This window comes from Streptomyces sp. NPDC045899 (assembly GCF_056431485.1).
In genome coordinates, this window is sequence record NZ_JBWKKP010000004.1 from 286,539 (window position 1) to 300,949 (window position 14,411).

General features: G+C 70.7%; 13 protein-coding genes. 6 read left to right on the forward strand and 7 right to left on the reverse strand.

The features are described 5' to 3' along the window. Positions 1-4: 4 nt before the first annotated feature. The 3 genes from tgmB to AC07FT_RS08125 form a co-directional block, all read right to left on the reverse strand. A complete protein-coding gene (tgmB, locus tag AC07FT_RS08115) occupies positions 5-943 on the reverse strand; it encodes an ATP-grasp ribosomal peptide maturase (protein ID WP_479174939.1) in 939 nt (312 codons plus the stop codon). 15 nt (positions 944-958) lie between these two features. Beyond that, positions 959-1,153: a putative ATP-grasp-modified RiPP gene (tgmA, locus tag AC07FT_RS08120; protein WP_431771550.1), complete on the reverse strand. Its 195-nt coding sequence runs from the start codon at positions 1,151-1,153 to the stop codon at positions 959-961. A gap of 214 nt (positions 1,154-1,367) precedes the next feature. Then, positions 1,368-2,441 (reverse strand): mechanosensitive ion channel family protein, encoded by a 1,074-nt coding sequence (locus AC07FT_RS08125; RefSeq protein WP_479174940.1) that lies wholly within the window; start codon positions 2,439-2,441, stop codon positions 1,368-1,370. A 254-nt stretch (positions 2,442-2,695) separates the two neighbouring features. Here AC07FT_RS08125 and AC07FT_RS08130 point away from each other — a divergent pair, with 254 nt between their 5' ends. After that, positions 2,696-3,907 (forward strand): MFS transporter, encoded by a 1,212-nt coding sequence (locus AC07FT_RS08130; RefSeq protein WP_479174942.1) that lies wholly within the window; start codon positions 2,696-2,698, stop codon positions 3,905-3,907. Positions 3,908-3,949: 42 nt separating this feature from the next. Here the strand turns inward: AC07FT_RS08130 and AC07FT_RS08135 are convergent, their stop codons facing one another. The 3 genes from AC07FT_RS08135 to AC07FT_RS08145 all read right to left on the reverse strand — a co-directional run bounded on the left by AC07FT_RS08135 (position 3,950) and on the right by AC07FT_RS08145 (position 6,497). Beyond that, complete coding sequence (locus AC07FT_RS08135; protein WP_479174944.1) at positions 3,950-4,405, reverse strand: cytochrome P450; 456 nt, start codon at positions 4,403-4,405, stop codon at positions 3,950-3,952. Positions 4,406-4,574: 169 nt separating this feature from the next. Continuing rightward, positions 4,575-5,471 (reverse strand): endonuclease/exonuclease/phosphatase family protein, encoded by an 897-nt coding sequence (locus tag AC07FT_RS08140; protein ID WP_479174945.1) that lies wholly within the window; start codon positions 5,469-5,471, stop codon positions 4,575-4,577. A gap of 168 nt (positions 5,472-5,639) precedes the next feature. Then, positions 5,640-6,497, reverse strand: coding sequence for a lytic polysaccharide monooxygenase (locus AC07FT_RS08145; protein WP_479174947.1), 858 nt, complete (start codon positions 6,495-6,497; stop codon positions 5,640-5,642). A 219-nt stretch (positions 6,498-6,716) separates the two neighbouring features. Here AC07FT_RS08145 and AC07FT_RS08150 point away from each other — a divergent pair, with 219 nt between their 5' ends. The 5 genes from AC07FT_RS08150 to AC07FT_RS08170 all read left to right on the forward strand — a co-directional run bounded on the left by AC07FT_RS08150 (position 6,717) and on the right by AC07FT_RS08170 (position 12,381). Continuing rightward, positions 6,717-7,163 carry a spore-associated protein A gene (locus tag AC07FT_RS08150; RefSeq protein WP_479174949.1) on the forward strand — a complete coding sequence of 149 codons (447 nt, stop codon included), beginning with the start codon at positions 6,717-6,719 and terminating at the stop codon, positions 7,161-7,163. Positions 7,164-7,451: 288 nt separating this feature from the next. Next, positions 7,452-8,762, forward strand: a complete 1,311-nt coding sequence (locus AC07FT_RS08155) for a PucR family transcriptional regulator (RefSeq protein WP_479174951.1) — start codon at positions 7,452-7,454, stop codon at positions 8,760-8,762. A 486-nt stretch (positions 8,763-9,248) separates the two neighbouring features. Further along, complete coding sequence (locus tag AC07FT_RS08160) at positions 9,249-9,488, forward strand: hypothetical protein (protein ID WP_479174953.1); 240 nt, start codon at positions 9,249-9,251, stop codon at positions 9,486-9,488. Beyond that, entirely contained in the window at positions 9,485-11,074 is a 1,590-nt protein-coding gene (locus AC07FT_RS08165; RefSeq protein ID WP_479174955.1) for a sodium:solute symporter family transporter, read from the forward strand. The genes AC07FT_RS08160 and AC07FT_RS08165 overlap by 4 nt, the downstream gene beginning before the upstream one ends. A gap of 164 nt (positions 11,075-11,238) precedes the next feature. Beyond that, positions 11,239-12,381, forward strand: a complete 1,143-nt coding sequence (locus tag AC07FT_RS08170; protein ID WP_479174957.1) for a serine hydrolase domain-containing protein — start codon at positions 11,239-11,241, stop codon at positions 12,379-12,381. Positions 12,382-12,469: 88 nt separating this feature from the next. Here AC07FT_RS08170 and AC07FT_RS08175 read toward each other — a convergent pair whose 3' ends face one another. Further along, a complete protein-coding gene (locus AC07FT_RS08175; RefSeq protein WP_479174959.1) occupies positions 12,470-14,389 on the reverse strand; it encodes an AMP-dependent synthetase/ligase in 1,920 nt (639 codons plus the stop codon). Positions 14,390-14,411: the final 22 nt, after the last annotated feature.

Below are 14,411 nucleotides of genomic sequence, written 5' to 3' on the forward strand. Positions count from 1 at the left end.
CGGGTCAGCCTTCGGAGGTGCGGGGCGCGGCCAGCCAGGCCGCCACGGCCGCCGCGATGGGCTGGCCGGTCTCCAGCTCGATAAACCCGAACTGACCGCCTTGATTGCACTCCAGGAACCACCACACGTCATCCTCGTCCTCGGCGAAGTCGAAGGCTCCGTAGGCGAGATTCGTCAGTGACATGTACTCGTGGATCGAGCGGGCGATTCTGTCCGGGACTTCCACCGGTTCCCACAGATGTCCATGGTGGCCGAAGCGGCCATCCACCTGGTCGGCGGCGGAGACCTTACGCGCTGCGAACAACTGGTCACCGACACAGATCAGCCGGATGTCAGCTTGTTTAGGAATGAACCGCTGGAGAAGGGTGGCCCCCGCCGCGACGTCCGAGAAATCCGTTTCAGGCCCGATTCGGGTGGTCGGGAGGGTGACCGGGGGATCGACGCTGGGCGGGCCGGAAGTGGATTTCACGACGATGTCGCGGAACTCGGTCGCGAACTCGTGGGCCGCCCGGGGATACGTGGTGACGAGAGTGGCCGGCACGGCGAAACCGCTCCGCTGGGCAATCCTTAACTGGAAGGGTTTGCAGCGGGCCAGGGTGGCGGCCCCGGGGTGGTTCATCCACCGGGCCGTCGTGGAGTACAGCATCCCGTAGAGGGCCTGGCCGCACTCGGCGGTCAGCCACTCCGAGGGCTCCTTGGCGTGCGCCGCGGGCTGCCCCGGCCTGCGCACCCAGATGGAGCGCAGGCCGTGCATGCTCATCAGGCGCCCCCCGGTCGACAGATAGCCGGTGAAGTCGCCGCGGTCGAAGTCCGCCGACATGGCGGCGTCCCCGGGCAGGTCCGCGGGATCGAAGCGGACGAGGGGGACGCCGCGTTCGCGCAGCTCCGCCACCACCAGGTCCGCCGTCACATCCTGGCGGCACGTCAGGATGAGTACCGTCATCGAAGTTCTTATCGGTCAGTCGTCGAAGTGCGTCTTCGAACCCGCCGTTGAGGTGGTCGTGCCAGTGGCAAGAAGCACCGCACGGTCGGCGATGGCCGGACGCCCGTCGGAAAGGACATTCAACTGCAGGGCGACGTTATACGAGTAGGGCACAATCACCGGCGATTGGTCGTCGGCCGGGATTGCGTGGCTCAGTGCAAAAGGCTGCATGAGTGACCTCTGGTGCTCCATGAATTGTTCCAACCGTCACGCAACAGTACGCACCAAAAGTGTAGGAGACTCTCTACGAACTGTTATGTCATTTCTATGCCGGTATGAAATACGTCACAAGGGGAACCCTGTGCTCATTCGGGTACACCGGGTCATGACCACTTCATCGCCGGACGGGAAGTCATGTGGAGTACGTATGAGATGAAGCGGCGACTCAGAGTGAGGAAGAGGAGATGAACCCCGGTCCGCCCAGCGGTTGTTCCTGCTGGGGAAGGACGAGGGTGCGCGTCGGCAGCGGGATCTCGATGCCCTCGGTGCGGAACCTGCAGTGGAGTTCCTTCATGAACTCATGCCTGATCAGGTACTGGTCGCTGAACTCCAGGGCGCGCAGGAAGACCGAGAAGTCGATGCCCGACTCGCCGAAGGTGTGGAACCGCACGGTCGTCTCGTGGTCGGCGACCCCGCCCGCGACGGCGGCCATCACCTTCCCGGCGACCTCCAGCGTCACCCGTTCCACATGGGCGAGGTCACTTCCGTAACCGACCCTGCCCTGCACCATGACGGACATCTGCTCTTCCGGCTGGTGATAGTTGGTCATAATGGTATTGCCCAGTTTGGCGTTGGGGATGATGACGAGGTTGTCCGAGAGCTGACGCACCGCCGTGTTCCGCCAGTTGATGTCCACGACATAGCCCTCCTCCCCGCTGCTGAGCCTGATGTAGTGCCCCGGCTGCACCGTCTTGGAGGCGAGGATGTGCACGCCCGCGAACAGATTGGCCAGGGTGTCCTGAAGGGCCAGTGCCACCGCGAGCCCGCCCACTCCCAGTGCCGTCAGCAGCGGGGCGATGGAGACGCCCAGCGTCTCCAGCAGCACCAGCACCCCCATCGCCAGCACCGCTATCCGCGTGATGTTGACGAAGATGGTGGCCGTTCCGGCCACTCCGGAGCGGGACAGCGCCACGGTCCGGACCAGATCGGCCACCACGCGGGCCGCCGTCACCGTGGTGACCAGGATCAGCACCCCGACCAGTATCTGGTTCACGTCGTGGCGGACCGAGGAGGTCAGCGGCAGCGCCGCGGCGGCCGCCGAACAGCCGGCGGCCAGCGCCGCCCACGGTGCCAGGCTGCACAGGGTGTCGACGATGATGTCGTCGCCGCTCCACCGGGTCCGCCGGGCGCGCACTCCCAGCCAGCGCAGGGCCACCCGCAACAGCAGACCGACCGCCACGCTGGCGAGCAGCGCCGCGCCGACCACGATGATGTCGTGCAGGGTCAGTGCACGGTTCACCGGTCACCACCCCCTGTCTCCACCGGGGTGGAAGGCCGTCCGGAGTGCTGTTCTGTCACGCTGTCACCTGCTCGAGCCGGGAACTACGGGTCGCGTCGGGGCACATCCGTTCGGCCCCGCGCAAGATGCCTATCCTGCCCCATACGGTGAGTGCTCCCGGACGGCGGCCGCAGCACGGCCCGGAGGGCGACGCTGCGCCGGGCGGCGGTCCGGGGTCAAGGGAATCACGTCCCTTTGTGGTGAAATGACGCAGCATGGGGACTCAGCCATACGAAGCGGACCGGACCTGGCCGTTCGTCGTGGCCGCCTACGCCTTTGTGGTCACCATGGTCGGCACCACTCTGCCGACTCCGCTCTACGACAGTTACCAGCGGTGGCTCGGCTTCTCCCCGTTCATGGCCACGGTGATCTTCGCCGTCTACGCCCTCGGCGTCATCGCCGCGCTGCTGCTGTTCGGCCATCTGTCCGACGCCGTCGGCCGACGTCCCGTCATACTGGCGGCCCTGGTGCTGTCGGGCGCCAGCGCCCTGTGCTTCCTCGACGCGGACGGACTGCCGGAACTCTTCGCGGGCCGCACCCTGTCGGGGCTCTCGGCCGGGCTGGTCACCGGCACCGCCACGGTGACCGTCATCGAACTGGCGCCCCCGCGGCTTCGCGATTCCTCCACCCTCGTCGCCACCGTCGCCAACCTGGGCGGGCTGGGCCTGGGCTCCCTCCTCGCGGGCACGCTCGCGCAGTGGGCACCGGCCCCGCTGCGGCTGGTGTTCGTGGTCGACCTCGTCCTGGTGGCGGTGGCCGCGGCCGGGGTGCTGGGCCTTCCCGAGACCGTACGGCGCACCGGCCGCCCCCCGCTGCGGCCGGAACGGCTGCGGGTGCCCCGTGAGATGCGCTCCACCTTCGTGGCCGCCTCCATGGCCGGGTTCGCGGGCTTCGCCACCCTGGGGCTGTTCACCTCCGTCACCCCGACCTTCCTCATGGACGTGGAGGGGGTGCGGGACCTCGCCGTCGCCGGCGGTGTGGTGTTCTCGGTGTTCGCCGCGTCCCTCGGTGGTCAGCTGCTGGCCCAGCCCCTCGGTATCCGCCGGGCGCTGCCCGGCGGATGCTCCCTCCTGGTGGCGGGCATGGCCGCCATCGCGGGCTCGCTGGCCGCCTCCTCGCTGCTCCTGCTGGTGCTCGGCGCGGTGGTCGCGGGCACCGGGCAGGGGCTCTCGTTCCACGCTGCGGTACGGGCGGTGACCCAGCGCAGCCCGGCCGAACGGCGCGCCGAGGTCACCTCCGCGCTGTTCGTGCTGATGTACCTGGCCATCTCGATCCCGGTGATCGGCGTGGGCGCGCTGTCCGTCACCGTCGGGGTACGGACGGCCGGGCTGGTCTTCACCGGTTGTGTGGCGCTGCTGGCCACCGCCACCCTGCTCCGGCTGCTCCGCGACGGCGATCTGGACGACCCGCCGAGCCGCGGAGCCTGACGCCCCGGACGGTGCTCGCCCGCGGCCGGGCCGTGCCGGGGTTCACCAGGTGACGGGCAGCGCGTGGACGCCGTACACCATGGCGTCGTCCTTGAAGCGCAACTGGTCCATCGGCACGGCCGGTTTCAGACCGGGGATCCTGCGCAGCAGGGTGCAGTAGACCACTTCCAGCTCCACCCGGGCCAGATGGGCGCCGATGCACTGGTGGATGCCGTAGCCGAAGGCCAGGTGATCACGGGCCTCCGTGCGGCGGATGCCGAAGGTGTCCGGGTCGGGGAAGACCGTCTCGTCGTGGTCGGCCGCGTTGTTGAGGGCGAGGATGCCCTCACCGGCGCGGATCACGGTGCCGTCGAGTTCGATGTCCTCCAGGGCGACCCGCGCGGTGCCGGAGTCGGAGATGCTGAAGGTGCGCAGCAACTCCTCGATGGCCCCGGGCAGCAGCGAGGGATCCCTGCGGAGGGCCTCCATCTGCTCGGGGTGTTCCAGCAGTGCCAGCACCCCGAGGGAGAGAACGGCGCAGCATCTGGGGGCAATCGTCGTCGGTTGCGCATTCCCGGTACGGACGACGCAGGTCGGGCGCCCCCGGGGGCACTTCGGGCGTCGGATCATCCCGTTGATGACCGTTCGGGCATCCCCGGTTCCGCTGGGTGCGCCGCCCCCGCCCCGGTCAGAACTCCAGCACCGTCCGCACCGGCAGATGGTCGCTGGGGAACTGTCCGTCGAGGGAGAAGGTGTCGATGACGGCGTGCCGGGTGCGCACCCCCGGTGAGGTCAGGATCCAGTCGATCCGGTCCCCGCCGGGCACCAGCGGTCCGTAGCCGTGGAACGTGGCGTACTGCTTCCCGCGCCGCTCGGCGGTGTCCCAGGTGTCCACCAGCGCCCCGCCGTCGAGCATCGCGTCATGGACGGGATTGCCGTGGGCGGCCACGTTGAAGTCCCCGGTGACGACGCGGGGGAGTGTGCCGTCGAGCCCGTGCAGCCGCTCGGTGATCAGCGCGGCGGCCCGTTCCCGGGCGTGCTGACTGCGGTGGTCCAGGTGGGTGTTGAGGGCGTAGAACCGACGGCCGGTGGTCCGGTCGAGGAACCGGACCCAGGTGACCATGCGGACCACCGCCCCGCCCCAGGTGTTCGAGCCGATCACATACGGGGTGTCGGAGAGCCAGAAGTGGTCGTACTCCAGCGGCTCCAGCCGCTCGGTGTCGTAGAACACCGCCATGAACTCGTCCTTGCTGCCGCCCGCGCGCCCGGTGCCGAGCCAGGCGTGGCGCGGACCGAGGTCATGGGCGATATCGCGCAACTGCCCGTAGAGCCCCTCCTGGGTGCCCAGCAGATGGGGCCGGGCGCGGCGCAGCAGTTCGCGCATGGCGGGGCGGCGCCGCGCCCAGGAGTTGGGTTCGGTGTCGGAGGCGTAGCGGAGGTTGAACGTCATGGCGGTCAGCCCCGGACCGTCCCCCGAGGGGCTGTCCGCGGCGGCGTGCGGGGTCCGGGCGACGAGCGGGAGCGCGAGGGCGGTGACGGCCGCGGCGCGTACGCCGTGACGACGGCTGAACACAGATGCGGGCATGGCTCCTCCAGGGTCCGGCGGTGACCCCTCAGTCTCGGGCCGCACGGTGTGGGCGGAGTGTCCTGCGGGGACCGCGTGGGGGAACGTATGACCACGCGCCGACGGCCTCAAGGGGCACGGTGCGTCCGGATCCGGCGGCGGTGAGCCGTCCGCCGCGCTCCGCTGGGGTCAGCGGTGCGGCCGCCGCCGTCGTACGGTCGCCGCGACCCCGGCGCCGAGGACCAGCACCGCGGCCCCGCTCGCCAGCAGTACCGGGGCGGTGGAGTCCCCGTCGTCGCCGTCGGCACCGCCGCCGGCCGCCGCGGCGCGGGCGGCGGGGGACCGTCCGGCCGGTGCGGTGCGCGAGGGTTCCTCCGGCCGCCGGTCCCCGGACGCCGTGGCGTCGGCGGGTGCCGTCAGCACCACGTCCGAACAGGAGTAGTAGGTGTCGGGTGTGCTGCTGTTGCGCCAGACCGTGTACAGCATCTGACGGCCGGTCCGGTCGGCGGGCAGCTTGGCCCTGATCCGGTACGCGTTGTCCTTCAATGCCGGGTCGGTGGCCGTGGCGAACGGCTTCGCCTCCAGGTCCGACCAGGTCAGCGGCTGCTTCGGATCGTAGCCCTCCTTGCTGAGGTACAGCTCGAAGGTCCCGGTGTGGGGGATGGTCGACCGGTAGGTGAGCGTGAGGTCCTCGCCTGCGGTCAGCCGGGTGGACGGCCAGTCGTCACGCGGCAGGTCGAGCCCCCGGTAGGCGTCGAGCCCCGCGCTGCACAGCTTCCCGTCCGGGATCCTCTGCCGGTCCTTTCCGTTCACACCCGCCACTCGCAGGTTGTCCCAGTGCTCCGCACCCGGCCCGGAGGCACGGCCCGCGGCCTCGCACGCGGCCGACTCCGCGTCCTTCCCGCCTGCGGGGGAGCAGGCCACCGTCCGGCTGACCGGGTCCGTGGGCGCGCCGTGCGCGGCGGCGGGCCCGGCGGCCAGTGCCGTCAGCAGACAGGGGAGGGCCCCGAACAGGGCGGCCGCGGTGGCGGTGCGGTACGAGGTCATCCGATACGGCCCTCCAGGCTCCGGTTCACAGCGGGGCCGGGCCCCGCCTCGCCCATCCGGTACGCGGCGTAGCGGTCCGTTGTTCATTCCGGATCAGGGCCGCGCCACGGTCGGGCCACAGGTCGAACGAAGAAGCGGTTCAACGCGGTACAACCATCTTCGGTCGATACATGTCACTTTTTTCAGACGCAAGAAGCGTCTAGGAGACAAGGGGGATAAATGAAGATTTCCCGAGGCATCGCCGCGACCGCCGTCCTGGCTTCCGCCATCGCCGGTACCGCGGCCCTCGCCCCGCAGGCGTCAGCCGCCGCCAAGGCCGCGTACAACGGGGCCTGTGGAAGCGGCTACAAGGTGGTCAACTCGGCACCGATCGGGTCGAAGGGCACCGTCTTCCTCACCTACAACTCCTCCAAGGGCAAGAACTGCGTGGTCACCGTGCGCAACACGGCGGGCTCACCGGTTCCGATGTTCGCCTACCTCTACGCACACGGCGCCTCCGAGTCGGTCGAGGACAGTGGCCTCTACCGCTCCTACGCCGGACCGGTCTACACCTACGGGCGCGGCAAGTGCGTCGACTGGGCCGGGGGCATCGACAACCAGTCCACCTGGACCTACGGCTCCAACTGCGGCTCGCTGACGGCGCACCGCGTCACCAAGGGCTGGTGATCCGGTCCCGGTCGCACATCACCGGGACAGCGGCGGGGGCACCGTTTCGCGGTGCCCCCGCCGTCTTGTCATGAGAACCGGGGAGGCTAAGAGGAGGGGTGTGTTCCGTTGGGGCGACGTCGTGATCGATAGTGGGTGCGGGGCGGCGGACCGGTAACGAAATCGCGGAAGGCACCGACCAGGTGGTATGCCGGTGGTGCAATGGCGATGAGGCACCGGCCGTGGAGCGGGCCCCTGCCTCATCACGCCGCGCGGAGCGGCACTGCACGTCACAGGTGGAGGAACGTCATGCACCCAGTCACCGTCTCCGGTTCCCGCCCCTCCGTCCCCGCCGTGGGACGACCCGCTCCCCGCCTGTCCACCGACCGCGTCCGGGCGCTGCCCCGGATGCCCGCCGCCCGCCCGCCGATCCGCTCCCGGGCCGACACGGACACCATCGCGCTGCTGCACCGCACGACCTTGGTGATGGTCGACGAACTGCCCCGGCTGACGGACCGGATCGTCGCCCTGATGAAGGAGCGGGAGCCCGCCTACCGGGCCACCTGCGTCGATCCGCACGAGCTGTGGCGCGAGGTACACGACTCGCTGAGCAGCAACGTCCGTTCGCTGCTCAACCCCAAGGAGGCCCGGGAAGCGGCCCGCTCGGTGTCCTGGCGGATCGGCGCCGACCGCGCCGCCCAGGGCTTCCCGCTGGACGCGCTGCTGCACGCGTACCGCATCGGCTGCACCGTCGTCTGGGAACACCTCCTGGACACCGCCTCGCGCGACGATCCGCAGGGCGCGCAGGCGCTGGTCCACGTCGCGGCCGACGTCTGGAACTTCGTCGACGAGCACTGCACCCTGGTGGCCGAGGCGTACCACGAGGTCGGACGGCAGCTCGCCTGGCACCGGGAGAACCGCTACCGGATCATCGTCGCCGCCCTCCTGGACGGCACCGCCCGGGTCAGCGACTTCCCGGAGGCGGAGGCCGTTCTCGGCCTCCCCGAGCAGGGCCGCTACGTGGTCGTGGCGCTGGAGGGCAATGACTCCTCACCCCGCGCCCCGCGTCCGCCGGAGGTGCGCGGCGGCAGCCGTACGGTGTGGCACACCCGGGAGGGCAGCGCGCACGCCATCGTGCTGCTGGCCGAAGGGACCTCCCCGGCGGACCTGGTGAGGGAACTGGGGGTGCCGCCGAGCGGCCGGGCCGGGGTCAGCCCCGAGGTGAACGGTCTGGCCGCGGTGAACACCGCGCGGCGGCTGGCCGATACGGCCCTGCGCGCCTGCCCCGGTATCGGACAGGCGGCGCTGCTGGAGGACCACTACCCGGCGGCGCTGGTGGTCTCCTCCCCGGAGCTGTCCTCCGCCCTCGCCACCCGCATGCTCGGCCCCGTCCTCGCCCTCGAACCGGCCGACCGGGACGTGTTGCTGGCCACCCTGGCCGTCTGGCTGGAGGCCGATGGATCGGCGCGCCGCGCCGGGGAACTGCTGTTCTGCCACCGCAACACGGTGCTCAACCGGCTGCGCCGCTACGAGCAGTTGAGCGGGCGCTCGCTGGACCGCCCGCGCGACGTCGTGGAGTTGTCCCTCGCGCTGTCCGCACACCGACTGCTGAACACCTGATCACAGCCCGCGACCGGGGGTGATGTGGGCGTGCACAACCCTTCGGCGTGGATCATGTGCCCCTGCCACGCGGTTCGGCGGCGGGGTGTACGAGCTCCCTGGTGAGCTGCTGTCGTGGCGGTCCCGTTCCTACCGGGTACCGGGACGGGACCCCCACGAGGAGCCAACGACATGTCCGATCACGATCAGCCCTGGGCGCCGCCCGTGAGGCCCCGTCCGATGCGCACCACCGCGGCCGCGCCCGGACGTCACACGGCACCGGCAGGTCGTACCGCGCCCGGGCGCCCCGCCGTGCCACCGCCGTCCGCGAGGACGGCGATGTCGGCCCGGCAGGCGATGCCCGCCATCTATGCCATGTCGGGAATCACGGCCACACCCCCGGCACCGGCCGTGTTCCCGACGGCGGCCGAGCCCCCGGCCCGTGCCGGGGGCTCGGCACCCCCCGTCCCCCCGATGCCGACCCACCCCCCGAGGGTGTCCCACGCGGTGCGGCGGACACCCTGGCAGCGGCCGTGGCCGTGGACGGCGCGGGCCGCCTGCGCCGCACTGACCTGCCATGTGGCAGCGGTGGTGGTCAACTGTGCCGCCGAGGGTGTGGTCGACATCGGGGAGGGCGGCGGGTTCACCCTGGGCGCCCTGCTGGTGGCCGTGGACGCGACCGTCCTGCTCACCGTGCTGGCCCGGACCCACCGGCAGGCCCTCGACGAGGGGGAGCCGGACAGATGAGTTTCCTCGATCCGCGGACCCTGGCGTTCGTGCTCTTCGCCTGTTTCATCGCGGTGTCGTTCCTGCTGTGCATCCTCGCGGCCACCGGCAACGACGACCCCACCGAGTTCTACCTCGGCACCAGTGGCCTGAGCCCGATGCAGAACGGCCTGGCCATCGCGGGTGACTACATCTCCGCGGCCACCGTGCTCGGCACCACCGGCACCATCGCGCTGGCCGGGTTCGACGGGGTGCTCATCGCCTCGTCCACCGTGCTGTCGATCCTGATGTTCATGCTGGTGATGTCCGGACCGCTGTGCGGCCACGGCCGGTTCACCCTCGGCGATGTGCTCGCCGAGCGGCTGAGCGAACGCCCGGCCCGCGTCAACACCGCCGTCGTCTGTGTGGTGGTCGTCCTCCCCCTGCTGCTGGTCCAGCTGAACGGCGCCGGGTCGATGATGGCGGTGATGCTCGGCATCCCGGGCAGCGCCGCTGTCACCGGCTGCACCATCTTCATCGGCTCGCTGATGGTCTGCTACGCCGCGCTCGGCGGGATGAAGGGCACCGGCTTCATCCAGATCGTGAAGACCTTCGTGCTGTTCGCCGCGTTCGTCCTGCTCGCGGTGCTGGTGCTCAAGCGGTTCTCCTGGAACCCGGTCAGCCTCTTCGGCACCGCCGCGGACGCCAGTGGCTTCGGCGGCACCTTCTGGCAGTCCGGCCGTCAGTACGGCGACTCCGCCGCCGGGCGGCTGGATGTGCTCAGTGTGCAGCTGACCGTCGCCCTGGGCGCCTGCTGTATGCCCCACCTCACCATGCGCATGCATCCGATCCGCGGTCTGCGCGCCGCCCGCGCCGCCACGACCTGGGCCGTCGGTGCGGTCACCACCCTGCTGGTGCTGATCGTGATCGTGGGTGCCGGGGCCGCCGCCATCGTCGGCGGGGCGGGGCTGCGCACCGCCGATCCCACCGGGAACGACACCCTGCTGGTGCTCACCCGGGCGCTCGACCCCGGGACCGAGTCGGCCCACCGCAGCCTGCTGTTCTCGGTGGTCGCCTGCGCGGTCATCGTCACCACGCTGGCGGCGGTCGCCGGACTCACCCTGGCCGCCGCGGCCTCGCTCGCCCACGACGGCCTCGCCAAGGTCGTCTTCCGCGGGAGGCTCTCCCCGGACCGGGAGCTGGCGGCCGCCCGTACGGCGATCGTGGTCGTCGGTGTGCTGGCCGTCGTGCTGGCGGTGGTCACCCAGCACTGGAACCGTCAGGTGCTGCTCTCCTTCACCTTCGCGGCCGCCGCCTCGGCCCTGCTGCCCGCGCTGTTCTACGGCACGATGTGGTCCGGGTTCACCGTCACCGGACTGCGCTGGTCGCTGTACGGCGGACTGGTCCTCACCGTCGTCACCATGACCTTCTCCCCCTCCGTCTCCGGGGCCCCGCTCGCGGTCTTCCCCGACCAGGACTTCCAGTGGTTCCCCCTGCACAACCCCGGTCTGGTCACCATCCCCGCGGGCTTCGCGCTCGGCTGGGCCGGTTCCCGCTTCGGTCCGCGGCCGCGCCATGTGCGGCGGCCCGCGCCCGAACCGGAGCCCTACGCCACGTACCCGGGCTGACCGCACGGGGGCCGGCCGAACCGAGGCCGGCCGGTCCCCGTGCGGTCCTTTTCTCCCGCCCGAGCGGTTTTCGCGCACCACTCGGCGAGTAAGGGCTACTCCAATTCAGAAATCCCAGGCCAAGGCCGATGTCGACGTCCTGGGACGGATCTACATTGGCCGCCATGACCGAAATTCATGGCTCTTGCGACGAGCGTTTCGCGGCCGTCAAGAAGGTGTTCCAGGAAAACCTGGAGAACGGCACGGACGTTGGCGCCTCCGTCGCCCTCTACCTGGACGGCGAGCCCGTGATCAACCTATGGGGCGGCTCCTTCGACGCCGATCGCACGCGGCCCTGGGAACGGCACACCCTCACCAATGTCTTCTCCAGCAGCAAGACCGTCTCCGTACTGTGCGCCCTGGTGCTCGCCGACCGCGGGGCGCTGGACCTGACCGCCCCGGTGGCCCGTTACTGGCCGGAGTTCGCCCAGGCGGGGAAGGAGGACGTGCTGGTCGAGCACCTCCTCTCGCACTCCGCCGGACTTCCCGCGTGGGATGAGAAGGTCTCGTTCGAGGACGTCTACGACTGGGAGAAGTCGACCTCACTGCTGGCCCGGCAGACCCCGCGCTGGACGCCCGGCAGCGCCAGCGGATACCACGGCTACACCCAGGGCCACCTCATCGGCGAGGTGGTCCGCCGGGTCACCGGTGTGAGCATCGGGCGCTTTCTGGCCGATGAGATCGCCGGACCGCTGGGCGCGGACTTCCACTTCGGTATCGAGCGTGCTGAGCACCACCGGATCTCCCCGGTGATTCCCCCGCCGCGAATGGCGGGTGGAATCGACATGGACCACCCCATGGCCAAGGCGCTCAACAATCCGCCGATTTTTGAAACCGGCCACAAGGTCGCCTGGACACCGGAATGGCGCGAGGCGGAACTGCCCGCCTTCGGCGGCCAGGGCAACGCCGAGTCGATCGCCGCGATCCAGTCCGTCCTCGCAGGCGGCGGCGAAGCCCGCGGGGTGCGGCTGCTCTCCGAGGCCACCTGTGACTCCGTCTTCCGCACCCGCACCGACGGCCTCGACCTGATCCTCCAGTTCCCGGTGCGCTGGGGGCTGGGCTTCGCGCTGCCCACCGAGGCGTTCCCGCTCTCGCCCAACCAGCGCGCGGGCTTCTGGGGCGGTGCGGGCGGCTCCGGCTGTCTGGTCGACCTCGACGCCCGGATGGCCTTCTCCTACGTGCCCAACCGCATGGTCGACGAGGGCGCGGCCACCGACGACCGCTGTATGACGCTGCTCGCCGCGGCCTACGGCTCCCTGGCCGGCTGAGCCCCGCTCCAGGAACGCGACGGTGGCCGTGCGGTTCTCCGCACGGCCACCGTCATGTCCCCCGCGGGGACTGAAGGAGCGAGGAGGTTCAGGAGCCGGGAGCGTCCTGGTACATCGCGTCGATCTCCGCGGCGAAGCTGCGCTGCACCTGGGGCCTGCGCACCTTCATGCTCGGTGTCACCTCACCGTGTGCCTGGTCGAAGTCACGGGGCAGCACCGTGAACCTCTTGAGCGTCTGCCAGCGCTGGAGACCGGAGTTGACCTCGTCCACATAGCCCGCCACCAGGGCCCGCACCTCCTCCGAACCGCACAGCTCGCGGTAGTCGGGACCGGTGATGCCCCGCTCCCGCGCCCAGGCGGTCAGCGTCGGTTCGTCCAGTGTGATCAGTGCGGTGCAGTAGTGGCGGTGGTCGCCCACGACCACCACGTTGCTGACGAAGGGACAGGCGCCCTTCAGCCGGCTCTCGATCTCCAGCGGTGCCACGTACTTGCCGCCGGAGGTCTTGATCAGCTCCTTGATCCGGCCGGTGATCCGCAGATAGCCGTCCTCGGTCAGCTCGCCCTGGTCGCCGGTGTGGAACCAGCCGTCGGGGTCCAGCACCTCGGCGGTCTTCTCCGGGAGGTGGTGATAGCCGCGCATGATGTTGGGACCGCGCATCAGGATCTCTCCGTTGTCCGCGATCCGCATCTCCACCCCGGGGAGCGGACGGCCCGCCACACCGGTGCGGTACTCCAGCAGGCTCATCGACGCGCCGCACGAGGACTCGGTGAGCCCGTACCCCTCCAGGATCGGGATGCCCGCGCCGGAGAAGAACAGCCCGATGTCGGGTGCGAGCGGTGCGCTGCCGCTGGTACAGCCGCGGATCCGGCCGCCGAAGACCTCCCGCACGCCCGCGTAGACCAGCCGGTCGGCGATCACATGCTGCACCGAGAGCCAGAAGGGCACCAGCGACCTGCCGCTCTCCATGCCCTGTCCGGTCTCCGCGCCCTTGCTCTGCGCGGCGCGGGCGTACTCGCGGGCCACCCGCGCCGCCCAGGTGAAGATCCGCTGCTTGGTCCCGCCCATCCGCCGGGCCTCCGCGGCCAGCGAGTTGTAGATCTTCTCGAAGACCCGGGGGACCGCGGCCATCACCGTCGGCCGCAGCAGCCGCAGATTGGCCGGAAGCCGCTCCAGACGGCCGTCCACCGCGAGCGGATAGCCCACCGCGATCTGCGCGCACAGCAGGTTCTTGCCGAACGCGTGCGCCATCGGCAGCCACGCGTACTCCAGGTCCTCCCGCGACAGCAGGCCGAGCCCGAGCGCGGACTGCGCCTGGAACGACCAGCAGTCATGGGCCAGCCGCACCCCTTTGGGGCGGCCGGTGGTGCCCGAGGTGTAGATGAGGGTGGCGAGGTCCTCCGGGTCGATCTTCGCCACCGTCTCCTCGACCACGTCCGGCCGCTCGGCCAGCAGCTCCCCGCCGCGCCGCTCCAGCTCCTCCAGCGAGAGCACCTCCGGGCCGTCCCCGGCCGCCGCCGGTTCCACCGGCTCGAAGGTGACCACGGCGGCGAGCGCGGGCAGCTCGGCGCGGTGCCGCAGCACCTTGGCGAGCTGCCCGGCGTCCTCCGCGAACAGCACCCGGCTCTCGGAGTCCGCCAGGATGTACGCCGTCTCATCGGCGTCGGTGGTCGGGTACACGGTGGTGGTCGCCCCACCGGCACACATCACCCCCAGATCGGCCAGGATCCACTCCACCCGGGTCCCCGAGGCGATCGCCACCCGCTCCTGCGGACGGACACCCAGGGCCATCAGCCCGGCGGCGATCGCCGCCGCGCGCTCCCCGGCGCGGGCCCAGGTCAGCGCATGCCACTCCTCCTCGCCCGGCCCGGCCTCACCGGGCGGACTCCCTCCCGGCGCGGCGGGCACCGGGAAGCGGTACGCCTCCGCGTCGGGGGTCGCCCGCACCCGGGAGAGGAAGAAGTGGGCGAGGGAGACCGGGCGGTTGGCGGTGGACGGCGGTTGGTTCACGGTCACCTCTCAGAAGGGGGGC